The organism is Paenibacillus sp. Cedars (assembly GCF_003184205.1).
Classification (GTDB): Bacteria; Bacillota; Bacilli; order Paenibacillales; family Paenibacillaceae; genus Paenibacillus_AQ; species Paenibacillus_AQ glucanolyticus.
The window spans coordinates 3,131,525-3,147,838 of sequence record NZ_CP020866.1; the positions used below are offsets into that span (position 1 = coordinate 3,131,525).

At 47.8% G+C, this 16,314-nt stretch carries 13 protein-coding genes; 3 read left to right on the forward strand and 10 right to left on the reverse strand.

Annotated elements, in window-relative coordinates; all coding sequences use genetic code 11:
* Window positions 1-130 precede the first annotated feature (130 nt).
* The 4 genes from B9D94_RS15940 to B9D94_RS15955 form a co-directional block, all read right to left on the reverse strand.
* Window positions 131-811 (reverse strand): DUF1266 domain-containing protein, encoded by a 681-nt coding sequence (locus tag B9D94_RS15940; RefSeq protein ID WP_006209968.1) that lies wholly within the window; start codon window positions 809-811, stop codon window positions 131-133.
* Entirely contained in the window at window positions 808-3,405 is a 2,598-nt protein-coding gene (locus B9D94_RS15945; protein ID WP_148247473.1) for a tetratricopeptide repeat protein, read from the reverse strand. Before B9D94_RS15945 ends, B9D94_RS15940 begins: the two co-directional genes overlap by 4 nt.
* Window positions 3,405-5,108, reverse strand: coding sequence for a molecular chaperone HscC (locus B9D94_RS15950; RefSeq protein ID WP_036638247.1), 1,704 nt, complete (start codon window positions 5,106-5,108; stop codon window positions 3,405-3,407). Before B9D94_RS15950 ends, B9D94_RS15945 begins: the two co-directional genes overlap by 1 nt.
* A 243-nt stretch (window positions 5,109-5,351) precedes the next feature.
* Window positions 5,352-7,193: a fibronectin type III domain-containing protein gene (locus B9D94_RS15955; protein WP_148247474.1), complete on the reverse strand. Its 1,842-nt coding sequence runs from the start codon at window positions 7,191-7,193 to the stop codon at window positions 5,352-5,354.
* 226 nt (window positions 7,194-7,419) lie between these two features.
* Here B9D94_RS15955 and B9D94_RS15960 point away from each other — a divergent pair, with 226 nt between their 5' ends.
* The 3 genes from B9D94_RS15960 to B9D94_RS15970 all read left to right on the forward strand — a co-directional run bounded on the left by B9D94_RS15960 (window position 7,420) and on the right by B9D94_RS15970 (window position 10,457).
* Complete coding sequence (locus B9D94_RS15960; RefSeq protein ID WP_148247475.1) at window positions 7,420-8,190, forward strand: CAP domain-containing protein; 771 nt, start codon at window positions 7,420-7,422, stop codon at window positions 8,188-8,190.
* Between the two features lie 292 nt (window positions 8,191-8,482).
* On the forward strand, window positions 8,483-9,274 hold the full coding sequence (locus B9D94_RS15965) for a class I SAM-dependent methyltransferase (protein ID WP_040680642.1): 792 nt from the start codon (window positions 8,483-8,485) through the stop codon (window positions 9,272-9,274).
* A 235-nt stretch (window positions 9,275-9,509) separates the two neighbouring features.
* Entirely contained in the window at window positions 9,510-10,457 is a 948-nt protein-coding gene (locus tag B9D94_RS15970) for an iron-hydroxamate ABC transporter substrate-binding protein (protein WP_148247476.1), read from the forward strand.
* A 127-nt stretch (window positions 10,458-10,584) separates the two neighbouring features.
* Here the strand turns inward: B9D94_RS15970 and B9D94_RS15975 are convergent, their stop codons facing one another.
* From B9D94_RS15975 to B9D94_RS16000, 6 genes are all read right to left on the reverse strand, one after another.
* Window positions 10,585-11,241 (reverse strand): GAP family protein, encoded by a 657-nt coding sequence (locus tag B9D94_RS15975; protein WP_006209959.1) that lies wholly within the window; start codon window positions 11,239-11,241, stop codon window positions 10,585-10,587.
* Window positions 11,238-12,017 (reverse strand): MerR family transcriptional regulator, encoded by a 780-nt coding sequence (locus B9D94_RS15980; RefSeq protein ID WP_040680641.1) that lies wholly within the window; start codon window positions 12,015-12,017, stop codon window positions 11,238-11,240. The genes B9D94_RS15975 and B9D94_RS15980 overlap by 4 nt, the downstream gene beginning before the upstream one ends.
* Before the next feature lie 162 nt (window positions 12,018-12,179).
* Window positions 12,180-13,274, reverse strand: coding sequence for a GerAB/ArcD/ProY family transporter (locus B9D94_RS15985; RefSeq protein WP_148247477.1), 1,095 nt, complete (start codon window positions 13,272-13,274; stop codon window positions 12,180-12,182).
* A 20-nt stretch (window positions 13,275-13,294) separates the two neighbouring features.
* Entirely contained in the window at window positions 13,295-13,516 is a 222-nt protein-coding gene (locus B9D94_RS15990) for a hypothetical protein (protein WP_148247478.1), read from the reverse strand.
* A complete protein-coding gene (locus tag B9D94_RS15995) occupies window positions 13,513-14,721 on the reverse strand; it encodes a Ger(x)C family spore germination protein (protein WP_148247479.1) in 1,209 nt (402 codons plus the stop codon). Before B9D94_RS15995 ends, B9D94_RS15990 begins: the two co-directional genes overlap by 4 nt.
* A gap of 58 nt (window positions 14,722-14,779) precedes the next feature.
* Window positions 14,780-16,249 (reverse strand): spore germination protein, encoded by a 1,470-nt coding sequence (locus B9D94_RS16000; RefSeq protein ID WP_148247480.1) that lies wholly within the window; start codon window positions 16,247-16,249, stop codon window positions 14,780-14,782.
* Window positions 16,250-16,314 lie beyond the last annotated feature (65 nt).

A 16,314-nucleotide genomic window follows, 5' to 3' on the forward strand; every position in this document is an offset into this window, starting at 1 on the left:
AATCATGGACAGAGTCTAGAGGCCCTGGTTCAGATTCGCCTTCGTTCTTATATTTTTTGTTATCCAATGCAAAGAGCTTGGCGATAAGCCAAGCTCTTGTAAACATATATAACTTGACCCTCTGAATCGGTTAGTGGCCTATTTTAGCAGCTTGAAACTCCAGCTCCATATTCCATGACAGTATCCTCCAAGGACTGTCTGACTGATTAAGCGAATGGCGGATATGACGAATATGTCCTGCTGTTACCTCATCCTCAAGCTCTTTGGCCCAGAACTGGCGGCCGATGATATAAGCCATACCATATTCCTCCCAGCTCGCGTACGATTGCTGAATCAATTGTGCGTTTTGCATCAGATAATGCCAAGCTTCTTCCTGCTGAATATGACCAAACGTCATGCATAAATGACAAATAAAAGCGGCTCGTCCCAAATCCCAGGCCAGAATGCCGGCAGTTGGCAGGTATCTGTGATAACGTTGAATGATGAGTAATTCGACTGCACTGAATTCATCTTGTATGGATGAAATATAACGGTTCTGCTGCTGTGGCGTCATGAGTGGCAAACCACTACGGAGACGATCAAATTTCACGCGATGCCCACCCTCTACCGTGAGCCAATTCAACACGCGCCAAGCCGAGCTTTCGTCCCTTATGTCCCATGCGTCGACCAATACCTCTTGATTAATCCGATCCCCTTCGGCTCCGCTTCGCGCCAGATCATATTGGCATGTAAAATGGACCCTGTTGTTATGAAGCAGAACGTCTCCCAGCGCTAGCGCCCAAAGCTGGCTTTTACTTAAATGACTGCTCATTGTTTTATCACGACTCCCGGATATTCATTCTGAAGCTGCGGATCTCCCAGAATATCCGGGTAATCCAAATTCTGCACGACCGGTTTATTTGCTGCCGTTGGAAGAAGACCTAACCTTGCGAACAGATTTTTGCGTTTATTCATTTGCTCCTCCATTTGCTTCAAACGCTCCTCGTACTCCCCATGCCCCGGACGATCCTGAAGCGCTTCGCGAGCCATCGAAAGGGCATCATGCGATTCCCCGAGCTGATAAAGAACCAGACTGTAATAGCTGCAGGTGTCTCCGCGGAGTCCCCCTTGGTAAGCCAGTTTAAAAAACTTCGCTGCTTCCTTATAGTTATTGACATAGTACAAAAAGACTCCGCCGTAAAACCAGATATAGGGATTGCGGGATTGCAGATCAAAAGTCTCAAAATACATTTCCAGACTACCTTCAATCTTGTCCCAATTCTGCAATTCGGCATGAACCCTTACAGTATGCAGCATCGCCCATTCGTTCTGATCATCCAGACGCAGCACTTCTTCCAATGGCTGGATGACCTCCTTAAATCTGCGAGCTGCCAGCAGAGCGGCTGCAAAAAGCTTGATGTATTGGGCCCTGTCCATATCCGATGGCAGATACTTAAGCATTTCATTAAAAAAAGAGACCGCAGCATTCCAATCCTTCAGGTAAAAGCTGCTGATTCCGCTGATTAAGTTGGCATCAAATTGCGAATCACCAGGAACAAGCTCCATAAATATCCGCAGATCGGCGCGGCAAAGCTCGAATTCTTTCAGCATGAATCTCGCAAACGCCCTGTTGTAATATGCATAGGGATGGTTATTCCGCTCTATATCCGCATCGAATATTTGAACGGCTTCCCGGTACTGGCCGTTCAGACGAAGCGCAGATCCGTATTCGAAATAGTGTTCTTGTCCCTTGTCATCATCCAGCTTGGCCTTTCCGAAATGAAACACACTTTCCTCATACTGATCCAGATGATAATAGCAGCTGCCCAGATCTGCATGAAGAAACCAAAGGTCTTCGATGTCCAGAGCTTTTTTATAATAAAGAACCGCTTCTTCAAACCGCTGAGCTTCTTTTGACATGACTGCCAAGTAGCGAAGCGATAACAGATGACCGGGATCCAGTGCCAGCACCAGTTCAAACTGCTGAATAGCAGCGGGATAATCCGACTGCTGGTACGCGTTTATCCCTGTTTGGTAGCGTAATTCCAACAGAAACGCTTCGTCCTTATTCTCTGCGTTGCCGGCAGCAGCGTAGTATCGGGTTGCTTTCTCGTATTGTTCCTCTTGATGGAGCGAATAGCCGAGTTGATAGTTCTGCCTAGCTGTAAGCTCGCCGAGCTGCACGAGCTGAAGCCATACGCCGACAGCCTGATCATACTGCTGCTGCTCCATATACAGACCGGCCAATTCATCCAACGTTTTCATTTGATCCGGTCGATCTTCAATCTCCAAGCGCATCTTCATTTGCTGCTCAAGTCGCTGATTCAGCGTGTCTATCTGAGTGTGAGCATGCAGGTCCCAGGGACATAGCTGCTTGATTCGAAGGTATAACTCTCTTGACTCCTTGATCCGCCCCAGCTGCTCAAGACATTGAGCTGCCCCGGTCAAAGCCTGGGCATGATCCGGGGTATGCACAAGAACTTTTTGGTACATGGAATAGGCATCTTCCAGCATTCCTAATTGAAGCATACAGTAAGCCAGGTCGCTGTTGTGATGGACTTCCGCATTCCCGGAAGCTTCCATCCTCTTGAAGGCTTGGAAGGCTTCCTCCCAATTGCTGTACTGCAAGCAAAGCTCCCCAATCATCCGATTGAGATCAGGTTCTTCCGGCATGATCTGAGCGGCTTCCTGAAGCCAGTGCTCCGCACCTTCCACATTCCCTTGGACTAAGCAAATCTGTGCATTTGATCGGGCAGCCAGAAATTGCTCCAGTTCATCCAGCGGGGTCATACTGCCTGTTACATAGTCATAGCGAAGATCCCAGAAGCCTTCAAGCTGCATCATCACATAATCCACATATGTCTTGGGAAACAGCTCCTGCATCTCTATTTCCATGCTGCTCCACGCGAATGTCTCATCCAGCAATCTCCAGACCGGACCCGGAGCCCAAGCTCTATCCGCAAACAGCCGCAATACCTCGAATTGAAGCCGCTGTCTGGTTTCGAAGCCCGAGAATTTCTCATCCTCCAGCAGGGTAATCCAGCGATCCTCGTCCACTCGCGTTTGAATGTCATCATACAGATCGACAGCTTGAAGTAAAAACTCGTTAGCTAAAGCAGCCGGCAGGCTGTTAGAGGAATTCTGCTCTTGTATATCGGGTAAATCCCGCTCATGAACCGAGTCCTCCGTCCAATCATCAAACACTCCTGGATGATCTGTGTCTGCGTTTACTGCCGAAGGTGCTTGAGTTTGTCTTTGTATGTCCTTAGCTTCTTTTAAAGCGGCATCATAGGCTGTTCGAAGCTTCTGAAAGCCTTCAGGGTCCTCTTCGGGATGATGAAATTTAAGCCGGGCCATATAAGCGCGTTTAATAAGTACCGCATCCTCAGTAGGCTGGATGCCAAGAAAACTCCATATATCTGTCATTAGAAATCCGTCATCCTTTCGAGTTCGTCCAACCAGGCCTTGCAATGCTCCGCTGCTTTACGAATCTCCCTGTCGTTCTGACGGCGGAGAATATCCTCGAATTGGCGAAGCACGGAGGCAATCTGTTCACGTGATGATCCGAGCGATTCTTCATAAAGCCGTTCCCCGCGTGCTAGCAGAAGCCTGTTCTCCATTCGGTCTCTAGGGTGGATTTTAATGTCCGAAAGCTCTTTAAATCGCTGCTCAATCTGCTCCTTGGAGAACTGGCCAGGATTCTCCTCAATCACAATTCGGGATTGTTCTCCGGTACTTACCACGGTGGCTTCCACTTCTAAAATGCCGTTAATATCATATGTAAAACGTACCTCGACCACCTCTTCCCCTTTAGGCGAAGCTGGAAGTTTGACCGAAAATTCACCTAGTCTGATATTGTTTTGCGTTAGCCTGCTTTCCCCTTGATATACAACAATGCTCATATCTTTCTGACTCTCACGGATCGTGCTATAGCTCTCTGTTCTGCTGACGGGCACAACCGTATTACGATCTATGATTGGACTGAAATGACCCGATTCAAAATACCCGGAGGCATTCTCTACTGAAACGCCTATGCCTAATGTATAGGGACACACATCGGTTAATACGATATCATGTAAAGCGGCATCTCTTGCCTTCATTCCAGCCTGGATGGCTGCACCAAGAGCCACTGTCTCGTCTGGATCGATATGAGCCGATGGCAGTCTGCCAAACAGTCTGGCAGCAAATCCAGTAATGATAGGCATGCGAGTCGCTCCACCCACCAAAATAATCGCATCCAAATCAGAGGGACGTATTGCGGCATCTCTTATCGCTCGTTCCATCGGCTGACGAAGACGGGCTAATAAGGGTTTAGCCAAAAGCTCAAATCGCTCCGCAGTAATCGTGCATCGCAGAAGCTCCTCATTGCTCACAATTTCCATATCCGCAGCTTTTCCCCTGGATAAGGAATGCTTGGCCTTTTCCGCCTGTTTTCGGATCAGGTTTGCCAGCTTGGGATCCTCCAGGTCAAGCATGCCTTCCTTTTGCCGGATCATGAATTCTTGCATCAGCAGTTCCGTGAAATCTTCCCCGCCAAGAAAATTATCGCCTGCTACCGCCTGAACTTCCATCAGGTCTTCGAATCGCTCCAGTATCGATACATCGAAAGTCCCTCCACCCAGGTCAAAGACAAGAAATCGTGTGCTCGGTTCTTCTAAATGGAGGCCATAAGCAACAGCTGCAGCTGTAGGCTCATTAATGAGACGCTCGACTTTCAATCCCGCTAACTGGCCCGCTCGCTTCGTCGCTTTGCGCTGTGCATCGTTAAAATAAGCGGGTACACTGATAACGGCTTCCGTAACTGGCGTTCCAAGATACGCCTCTGCATCCTCCTTCAAGGCCCGCAATACAAAAGATGACAAATCCTCCGGACTAAATTGGTGTTCGCCCAAGAGAAACGTTTTATTTGTTCCCATATACCGCTTAAACACCGAAGCAGTCAATTGCGGATGGGTTATCATTCGCTGCTGTGCCGCTTCCCCGACGAGAATTTGTCCATCTTCGTCCACGCTGATTACGGAGGGGGTCAAATGCTGCCCGAGTGCGTTCGGTAAGATTTTGGCACCTTCCGGAGAATAAACTGCTACCACACTGTTCGTTGTACCCAAATCAATTCCAATAATCGTCAATATGTTGTACCTCCCACGATGAACTGCATTAGCGCTGCATCAACGTTCAATTTAGCTGTTAGGCATGTTGACGCATTCAATACCTTAGTTGTCTAAAACGCCTATACAGTATATCGGACAATCAAGAACAGTTCTATAGAATTTAATCCAAACCTTTCGGCTAACTTCCTGGATCCACGATAAAGAAGCATCCAGTTCCTGCCCTCTGGATGCTTCCTTTTGTTCATTCAGAGTGTATACACATTATTTCAATAACCACAGTGCCGGTACATTGGGCGGTTCCCAGCCAGTCAGCGATGTATGTGGCTGACGACAGATGTAGGTTTTCCCTCCGTAGGTCACTTCGTCGTTGACTTTGTAGCTGACATTTGCCGCCCAGGGCTGCGCACCGCTTTGCGGAGCAGTTGTCACACTGATGATGGTACCTGCCGACACATTTCCAGCTGCATCCTTAGCCGTCACGGTGAATGAGTAGCTCGTATTAGCCGTCAACCCGTTAATCGTAGCGGACGTTCCCGCTGTATTAACGGAGCTGGTTCCGTAGGTGACTATGTAGCCTGTTACACCGACATTGTCAGTGGAAGCATTCCAGCTTAAGGAAACGCTTGTTGCCGTCTTGGCTGTCACTTGAACATTGCCCGGGGCCGTCGGAGGTGTTGTATCTCCCCCCGTACCTGGGGGATCGGTTGTCACGGTAAGCGGCGTGCTGGCTGCGGATTGGTTGCCTCTCGCGTCGACCGCCTTGACCGTGTAGGTATAGGATGTGTCCGGTGTTAAACCTGAAATCACTGTACTGGTCCCGGTCACGCTGACGGATTGGGAACCGTAGTACACGATATAACCTGTCACTCCCACATTATCCGTGGATGCCGTCCAGCTTAAGCTTACGCTCGTTGCAGATTTGGACATGGAGGTCACATGGGTCGGAGCCGTTGGCGGCTGCGTGTCCGGCAACGGCGGACTTAAAGCATCCAGATAAGCGCGATGACTGTTCGAGAATTCAAAATTGTTGAATTTATCCCAGTTGACGGACCAGGTCATAAGACCGCGGAAATTCGGATAGCCGCTTACGCTTCCCCGGGTTTTATAGCTCGGCAGCTGGACGCCTTTAATCAGTGCATCCAGCGCCTTGTGTACTTCCGCAACCGAAGTAAAACCCCCGCCTGCATTGACGTTGGCCGGCAGCCCGAGCACGACTTGGTCCGGACGCAGCGGTGGAAACATCTGATTCGGGTTTTTAGCAACAGGGAATCCGGTTAAGATCATATCTGCCATGGCAACGTGAAAATCGGCATTTCCCATATTATGATACTGATCGTCCAGCCCCGTAATCGGACCCGAGTTATAGTTCTGAACCTGCAGCCAATCAAGGATATCGCGCGTGGCATAAATAACCGGCAGATAAGCTCCTGCGCGGTTGTCACAGCTGATGCAGCTGCCTCCGTAGAAGCTATAGCCAAGCTGTACAAAAAACGTTTCAGGCGCCATCGTTAAATAAAACGGTCCCGTTCCAAAATGGTTATTAATTGTGCGCAGGGCGGAGATCAAGTTGACGATGACCGGCGTGGTCGGGTTCTTGAAGTCGCTGTCCCCCGAATTTAAATAAAGCGAATGGCCTTCGAAGTCCACGTCCAGTCCATCAAATCCGTATTTTTCGATGATTGCGATAACGGAGTTCACGAAATTATCCCTGGCCGAAGTGCTGGGAAGCTGTACCTGCCCGTTTGCACCTCCTATGGAAATGATGACCTTCTTCCCCTGACTTTGAAGATATGCAACATCTGCTTTGAAGTCTGCCTCCGTATAGTTGTAAGGAATGAAGCCGATAGTTCCGTTGGTTACACCGGATGTTGGTTCAGCAAAAGATACGTTGATGATGTCGAATTTGGGAGATACGTCCCTAAGCTTGATAAAACCGGATCCGTTATCGAAGTTATGCCAATAGCCGACAAGGGTTTTGCTTGCCACAGCCGCGTGTGCTTTAGGGATATGAATCGCCGTTACCTGAAGAAGCGATAAGACCACCATAACCATCAGTGCCTTAATCCATGATGATTTGCGATGCATAAAGCGATTGACGGGCATCCTGAGTATTCCTCCTTCACAACCGAATGATAGCGTTCTCAAATCACCCTTAAAAAGAGTTGCATTCAGCAAGCCCCCTTTCTTACCCGATTAAGGCGATCAGGACATTAGGGATCATATGTTTATATATGGTAATAAATTCTGGCTGAAAACGAATAATTCAGTGCCAGGCAGGAAATCCTAATTCGCGGCAACTTCATTAAAATAACACTGAGGAGATCTGTTCATGAACAAACATTTGAAGGATATCGGGCTCGGACTGGCTGTCTTAATCCTGATTGCAGGCTGTACGCCAAATAACCAGGTAAATCAGCAGCAAGTTAGCCACAAACCCTTAACACAGAAGCAAGTGAATCCTGCTCCGGTCCAAATATCGTCCCATACACGCAATGCTCAACCAAAGCCACTCTCCACCACCACACAAGCATCTTCCACTTCGACTTTTTGGATGAATGCTTCAAGGTTGTCGGCTAAAGGAACCCAGGACGAGCTCCCATCGGAGCTGCTTGATCTGCTTCAGCCAGGAACCGATAATCCAGCAGGACAAGCTCCGGCTCCGGCAAATAACAATGGAGAACAAACGTCAGACAGGAGTGGTGCAGGAAACAATAAGGGAAATCAGAAAGACTCCTCCCAATTCGCTCAGCAGGTATTGGACCTGGTTAACAAAGAACGATCCAAAGCAGGACTTGGCTCTTTAACCATGGATGAAGAGCTGTCCAAGATGGCTATGGCGAAGGCTGAGGACATGTATGATAACAATTACTTTGACCACAATTCCCCGACGCACGGGTCGCCTATGGACATGATGAAGGAATATGGAATCACCTATAACTCCGCTGGCGAAAATATTGCCAAGGGACAGACCAGCCCTTCTCAAGTCATGAAAGATTGGATGAACAGCCCGGGCCATAAAGCCAATATCTTGAACAAAAGCTATACCAAGATTGGCATTGCTTTTTACAATAACGAATGGGTTCAGGAATTTACCGGTTAACACTTCAGAAGCTAAAGCCTGGTCGATATGACCAGGCTTTAGCTTTTTATTTATCGTGCTTAAGGTGCCGCCCTAGGTAGCTGCCCCTGAGGCGGGTATATCTCAACGTGCATAGAAGGATCGACGTTTGGGCTCCGGTGGTTATTTAGTGGTTGCTGCCGTTTACAGCAGAAAAAATGTATGATAAATTAAGTTATATCTCACCAAGCAATATATAGTTTCATCTAGTGAAACTAAATTTAATCTTTTTTTTTTAATCTCTGAACTCATTTTGAATGTAGGAGGAATAACCATCGAAGATTCAATAAAAAGCCAAGTGCAGCAGCAATTTGCCAAGAACGCTGGAAAATATGTAACAAGTCAAGGGCATGCCAAAGGTGAAGACCTGTCCCTGCTGGTCTCTTGTTCCCAGGCGGATCAGACGATGGAGGTGCTGGACATCGCAACCGGAGGTGGACATGTGGCTAATGCCCTCGCTCCACTTGTCCGCCGCGTAACGGCCTTTGACTTGACGGAGGAAATGCTGACAACCGCCGCTGCTTTCATTCATGGAAACGGCCATACCAACGTTGATTTCGTGCAAGGGGATGCGGAACAGCTGCCTTTCGAGGATGCTTCTTTTGATCTGGTAACCTGCAGGATTGCGGCCCATCATTTTCCGGATGTACCTGCTTTCGTGCGCGAGTCCCTTCGCGTGCTCAAACCCGGTGGTAAAATCCTGCTTATCGATAATGTCGCTCCGGAAAAAGAGAATTTGGATGAATTCTATAATGAAATAGAAAAACAAAGAGATTACAGCCACGTCCGTGCATGGAAGAAATCGGAATGGATTCATCTTCTGGAGCTCACTGGCTTCCGCACAGAAATGGCCGTGACTTTTCAGAAGCCCTTTCAATTCCACGACTGGTGCGAGCGATCCGGGCTGGCTGAGGAGGAGAAGATTCTACTGGAGCAGAAGCTGCTTCATGCTTCCGAGGAGGCACGGCACTACTTCTTGGTGCGAAGCGATAAGACCGGTGCTGTCTCCGGTTTTACCGGTGAGTCCATCTATATTCAAGCGAGCCGCTCTTCTGTACTGAACTGAGCTCCTATGCACAATATATATTTTGACAGAAAACCGCCATGTCCAGCATAGGCGGTTTTCTGTGCTGTGCTGTGCCGATCTCCCGAGTCATAATTCATATAAATGCTATTGACAGGCATCGCGAGTAGCCTTACAATAACCTGAGAATGATAATCATTATCGATTTTATATCCAACACACTCGATTGAAATGATGATTGTTCAAAAATACATAGCTTTTTTGGGGGAGAATCATTTTGAAAAAATATTTCACACTGTCCATCCTGCTAGCCCTTCTGCTTTTAAGCGCTTGTGGCGGTCAAGCAAACAGCACCAATACAGAAAGTAATGAAAGTAAGCCCTCCGAAGAAATCTCCTCTTCGAAATCCGATACCTTTACTTATCAATCGGAGAACGGGCCCGTAGAGGTTCCAACCAATCCACAGCGTGTCGTTGTGCTTACCCGATTCTTGACGGGGAATGTGATGGCCCTTGGAGTACCCCTCGTAGGCGTAGACGAAATGTCCAAAACAAATCCTCAGTTCGAGGAAAAGCTGAAGGATATTGAGGTGGTATCCGACGAAAGTCTGGAGAAAATCATCGAACTGGAGCCGGATCTGATTATCGGTCTATCCAGCATTAAAAATATCGATAAATTCCAAGAAATAGCTCCTACCGTAACCTATACCTATGGAAAAGTTGATTATTTGACACAGCAGGTCGAAATCGGCAAGCTGTTGAACAAGGAAAAAGAAGCACAAGCCTGGGTTGACGATTTCAAAGTCCGTGCTCAAAAAGCCGGAGAAGAAATCAAAGCCAAAATCGGTGAAGATGCAACAGTTTCCGTCGTGGAGACGTTCAATAAACAGCTCTACGTTTATGGATTTAATTATGGTCGCGGAACAGAGATCCTGTATAACGAATTCAAGCTTGCCATGCCGGATAAAGTAAAAGAAGCTACAGCGAAAGACGGCTATTTCACTTTGTCGTCCGAAGTACTGAAAGATTACTTCGCTGACTATGTCATCTTCAGTAAAAACGCAGAGGAAGACACTTCCTTCCAAAATACGGATATGTACAAAAACATTCCGGCAGTCAAAAACAACCGTGTATTCGAAGTCGATGCCAAAACATTCTACTTCAATGACCCGTTAAGCCTCGAATATCAACTGGATTTCTTCACCCAACATTTCCTCGGCAAATAATCGCTCCCCCCGCATCCTGAATCACACCGAGATTTAGTTATACTCGCATAACATCGAAGGACCTGTCTGTTATGGACAGGTCCTTCTGTTATTTTCTTTCTGTTACTTTCGTTTCAAGCATATGCGTTTACAAATAATCGATACTGTTTAACACCAAAATCACTCCGGCAATACACAATACCCACGATAACAGGGAACCGGAGCTTTCGGCAATCTTCACACGCAGCTTCTCCAGCGGTCTCTGCATCACGCGGCCTAATACAAGGTGTAATCCGAGCAAGATCAATGGAGGAAGCACCATCACCATATTATAAGCAGCCAGGATCGGAACCCATTGAACCGTGTTCAATTGGGCGGTAGTCATTAGCCCGATCGCTGCAAAATAAGGAAGCGCGGTGGCCACCTCAATGAGTGAAGTGGTGAAACCTAGCCCGATCATGGCGCCGAAGCTTTTTGATTTCGGGCGGCGCGGTTCGGATTTCTTTTTCGTAGGAACATAAAAACTCGCAACAAACAGGACTCCACCGAGAATGGCCATCATCCAGCTGACCGTTCGATTCTGAAAGATATCGGATATCGATTTCATGACAGCACCCAAGCCGAGCATGAGCGCAGCTCCAACCAGGAAGTAGAAACCGGCCACCGTAACCAAGTAAACACCTAAACGGGAGATGAGTCGATCGCGCTCGGTCAGAAGCAAATACACCGTTACCCCCAGCGCGGCCGGGCTTAGCATATCCAATAGTGACAATACCCCAATGGATAGCAGCAGCTCCAGTGTCATGATGTCTCCCCCCTCTCCGTTTGTTGTTCTTCCTTGCGCGTTACATAAATATCAAATGCCCGTTCCATAAATGCAAGAAGCTCTTGTTCTATTGGGTATAACCCCATCTGCTCGGACTGATCCGGTGATTTACGAATCTCCCACAACTTGTCCACGAAAGAATCCTCTTCTTCAAAATGCTCCAAGCGTTTCTCATCCATGCGCCGTACAATTCTTTGCACATCGGGCGAATCCGGAGAATCCTCCATCAGCCTTTTGAGCTGACCTAACAGAGCGATCCATTCCAGCGAGTCGGGATCTGCACTGTTCATGTTAGGAAGCAGACTCAGCATTTCCACCTCACGTTCATCAAACATTTGATTGCGGAACGATTGTTTTAGCGATGGATCTTGTCCTGATAGCTGGATTAATTTCTGAATAACCGCCCAGCTCGTCTCGCCTTCCACCGCAATGCTGTGGAGTACTGCTCGTAAAGCCGATTCCATCTGACTCAGCTTCCTTTGTTCCTTATGAACAAAGTCTAACTGATTCATGAGACTGGTAGACCAATTCCACTCCCGGCTCGAGATCATATCTGATATTTCCTGCAAGCTGAAGCCCAGCTTCTTCAGAAACTGAATTTGCTGCAGTTTCCGCAGCTCCGCATCGCTATATATCCGGTGCTTGCCCGGTGTTTTGGAAGCAGGAATCAATAAACCAATCTGATCATAATAGCGCAGTGTTCTCACCGTAATTCCCGTCTGTTTTGATAACTCCTGAATAGGAATCGAATTCAACCTCAACACCTGCTTTCCTCCATTCATCTTATGAACTTAACTATATAAGATGACGCTGCGTCACTTTCAAGCAAATTCTCAAAAAAAGTTATCTTTATACACAAAAAAAGCCTGATTCGTCAGGCTTAACTCATCCAGTGCATCCGATGGAAGATGGAATATTTATTTCGATTTTAATATTTTCGTTCTGCTCAGTCCGATTAAATAGAGTCCGAAGGGAATCACCAGCAAATGAAGAAATGCATAGCTTGCCCACACTTGCTGAATGATGTTAGCAACATAAACGGTGTTGATATACGTATTCCAGGCCACAATGATAAAGAGAACAGATAACGGATAGATTAAGTGGTTCTGCTCCTTCAGCCTGAATACGGTTTTTATTCCATGAAGGATGGAGAGGAACAGCAGCGAGATTTTGATAAAAAACGTAAGCACCCAAAGCGTAATCAAGATACCTTCCACGCGTTGAAAGAAATTCCCGACGTTAATCGTCTTCGCTAATGCAAAGGCCGGGAACGTGCTGTTCTCCGTTTGTTCGATCCCAAGAATGAGCACGCTGAGCAGGACCGTGACACTTAACACGATTCCGCCTGCAACAGCTCCCCACAGCAATGCCTTCTCCCCCTTCCGCTCACCCTTGACCAGAGGGAGGAACACCATCAGTACAATCAGCTCCTGAAACATAGAGGAGTGAAATCCGGCATTGGCAACGGGAATCCATCCATCCTCAAGTATAGGCTTGATATGATTCCAATCAATCTGGGGAATAAGGGAGAGCAGAAGGACCATAAACAGAAACACAATCCACGGAAACATCAGTTCACCCACCCGCGCTAGGATGATGATGCCCATTCTGGCGCACATGATGGCCGCAATCAAGAACAGAATCTGAATAGCTTCGATTGGCGTCTCCGGCATCATTTCGCTGGTTATAAAAAAACCTAAATTGCCAAGCAATGTTCCCGTAAGTATCAAAAAATAAAAAAGATAAATCAGTGACATGGCCTTGCCCAGGATTTTGCCCAGAACCAGCTCATTTATTTGAAAAATCGTTTTACCAGGGTATAGCCTTGCGATAGCAATATACAGCACAACCATAAGGATATTTATCAACAAACTGCACAAGGAGGCGATCCACGCATCCTCCCGTGCAGTATGCGCTAAACCAGAGGGTGTGACCAGAATCGAGGTGCCAATGGTCAAGCCGAAGGTTACTATAAAAAACTGCCGTGCCGCGATTCCCTTGTATTTTATCACGTGCGACCATACCCTTCTTGTTATGAAATCAGCCTGTTCAGTGGTTGCATCATGATGCTGATCCAATCCAGCGGCCGAAGCTCAGTGAGCTCCAGCATGTCCCCGATTATCGCAAGCAGCGTCAATCCCCATACGGCATAAAATACGATCATATCCCGAAGAGAACGCAGCCGAATCAGATGCCTTGTTTCCGTGACCACAACAATCAACAGAAACGTTATCAATAGAAAATGCCAATTCACTTCTCATCGACCTCCTGATTTAAGGGTTGAATGATGGACCCGATCCGCCGGATCGCGACATGAGAGTGCACATCGATGCTCATCGATTGGAAGCTCTCTCCCCAGTGACTTCTGTACGTTTTCCATATCTGGGGATATTTCCGGTGCAGGACTTCACCAAGTGCAAAAATATCGGCTCCATACCGCTGTTGAACATCCTTAACATGTTTCTCGATGTTATCGTTATATTTATCCTCGATGCTCCTCTCCAATGCTTCTATGGCCGAAGGCTGATAGATATCAATTGGACATTGAACGGAGTTGATATCCGCTTCTATCTCCATTTTGACTGAAAATCGAGGAATATTCTCAGCGCTCAGCATAACATCAAGCGATGTGTCTGCCCGGTTTACCGTGAAGCCAACAATCCCGCCGCTCGGACATGACACATATCCAACGGTGGACTCGACTCTATTAAGAACGTAATTCACCGTTTTGCTTGGTGGCTCCCCAAGCCATCCCACCAGCCGATCCCCTTTGAATACACCTAATCCCGCATGCTGAAGGAGTGTAGAGGGACTGATTTTTTTTACATTCTCCACGGACTGGCCTTCCGCCGAACTTCCGTTTAATTGAACCCCGGACAATATCGGATCTGAACCGCTTTGCTTTAATTCGGTAACAAACTGCTGCAATGTAACTTTCCCCGTGGCCGCCCATTTTTTTTCCGATATCAGAATGGAGGAATAGAGCGAGTTCGCAGGAATATATTCGAATGGCGTCACCACCTCCAAAATCTCAGAGGCATTTCCATTCTTGGCTATCAGCATGAAGAAGTCTGTTCGCAGTTGATGATTTCGGGATATGTAATCAAGCACATCGCTGACCCCTTGCCGCGCCAGATCTTCCCCCAAGACCAATACGCGGACATGGGACAGATACAGCATGCGGGGCGCCATGCTTAACATCCGCTGAAGGGCGTCAGGTACCGTTTTTCCTACAGACTTGTAAGTGACCACAGGAAGACTTCCAATGGATCCCCCACTCTTCGTTGCCAGCTCGCTGGAATTGAGCACTTGCGCGGATACAGCGTAACCGTCCTTATGCGTGTCGATTCCAAGTGCCATAACAACAGCCAGCTCATTCAGTTCCTTTCGGCTCCAGCATCCCGATGTGATGATCAGGCTTGTCATAAGCAGGACTGATAGTATTGTTCTTCCCAGCATCCACAACCTGTCCCATCTGTTTAAAGTAGAATCCCCATGCCCATTTCTTAACTGCAGATCATGATTTGGCTTTGCCCATATACTTCTTCATATTGTGACGGGATAATCGGAGCAGTGCATCCTTCTGGCTCCTCCATCGTATGGGTGCAAAGGAGGTCATGTACGGAACTCCCATCGACTGCAGGCTGCACAGGTGCAGTGCCAGGACAATCAGGCCGATAATCATGCCATACAATCCAAAAGACGCAGCAATCGCCATCAGGCCAAATCGCAAAATCCGGACAGAAATCCCTACATTAAAGGCCGGCAGCGCAAAGTTGGCTATCGCCGTAATGGATACTACAATAACCATGGCGGCCGATACCAAACCTGCTTCCACAGCAGCTTGTCCGATAACCAATGTCCCTACGATCGAGACAGACTGGCCGATTGATTTGGGTAACCGAATGCCGGCCTCGCGCAAAATCTCAAATGTGATTTCCATAATTACCGCTTCAACAAAGGCCGGAAAGGGAACCCCTTCCCGCTGTCCAATCAAGCTAGTCAACAAATTGGTCGGCAGCATTTCCTGATGAAAAGTGGAGATTGCAATATACAGCGAGGGTGTAAGAAGGGCAATACCGAAACATAAATATCGGAGCAGGCGAACCAGGCTGGCAAAATCCCATCGCTGGTAATAATCCTCGCTCGATTGAAAAAATTGCACAAACAATGCCGGAACGACCAGAACAAATGGGGTTCCTTCCACAAGAATCGCTATTCGACCTTCCAATATAGCTGAAGCAATGACATCGGGACGCTCCGAGTTGTACACCGTCGGAAAGGGGCTGTATCGATGATCCTGAATCATCTCCTCGATATAGTTGCTCTCCAGTACGCTATCCAGCTTGATCCCATTCAGCCGTGTGCGCAGCTCGTCGAGTACCTTGGTGTCGGCCAAACCATCCATGAACATGACAGCCAGCTGAGTATGGGTATGCTCGCCTACCTTGCTCTCTTCGATGCGCAGCTTGGGACTTTGAATTCTCCGCCGAACCAAAGCCGTGTTCTCTCGAAGCGATTCCGTAAAGCCCTCTCTCGGTCCCCTGACAACCGATTGCGAGCTGGCTTCTTCAACCCCGCGCTGCTTCAGCTTTTCAGTACCCACGTAGAGTGAGGTAGACGTTCCCTCAATAAAAACCACCGTATTCCCTGACAACACGTTCTCCTCAACCTCAGGATAGGTTGTGGCTTCCCCCACCTTCCCCATCGTAATCGTGAGTTCCTTCAGCATCCTCACGCGATCGTCCGGGGACTGATTCGTCAATTCCTTAAACAACGGCGAATCCATATGAAGAGCTTCTATTAAAAAGTGGGGGTCTCCCATCCCTTCAATGTAAACGATGACCGCAGGTATAGTACCCAGCATCAGCTCCCGGTAGATGATATCCCCGCTCTGCCCGAACCGGGTCTTCATGTTTTCTATGAACTCTGAGATGAGAATCGGCAGCGGTTCTTGTAAACCTTCCTTGCGGGTTATGTTCTGCATCCTGTACACGACTCCTCGTTTGGTACTCAAGATGAGCTCTGCCTTACCTCGGACCGTACGACCAT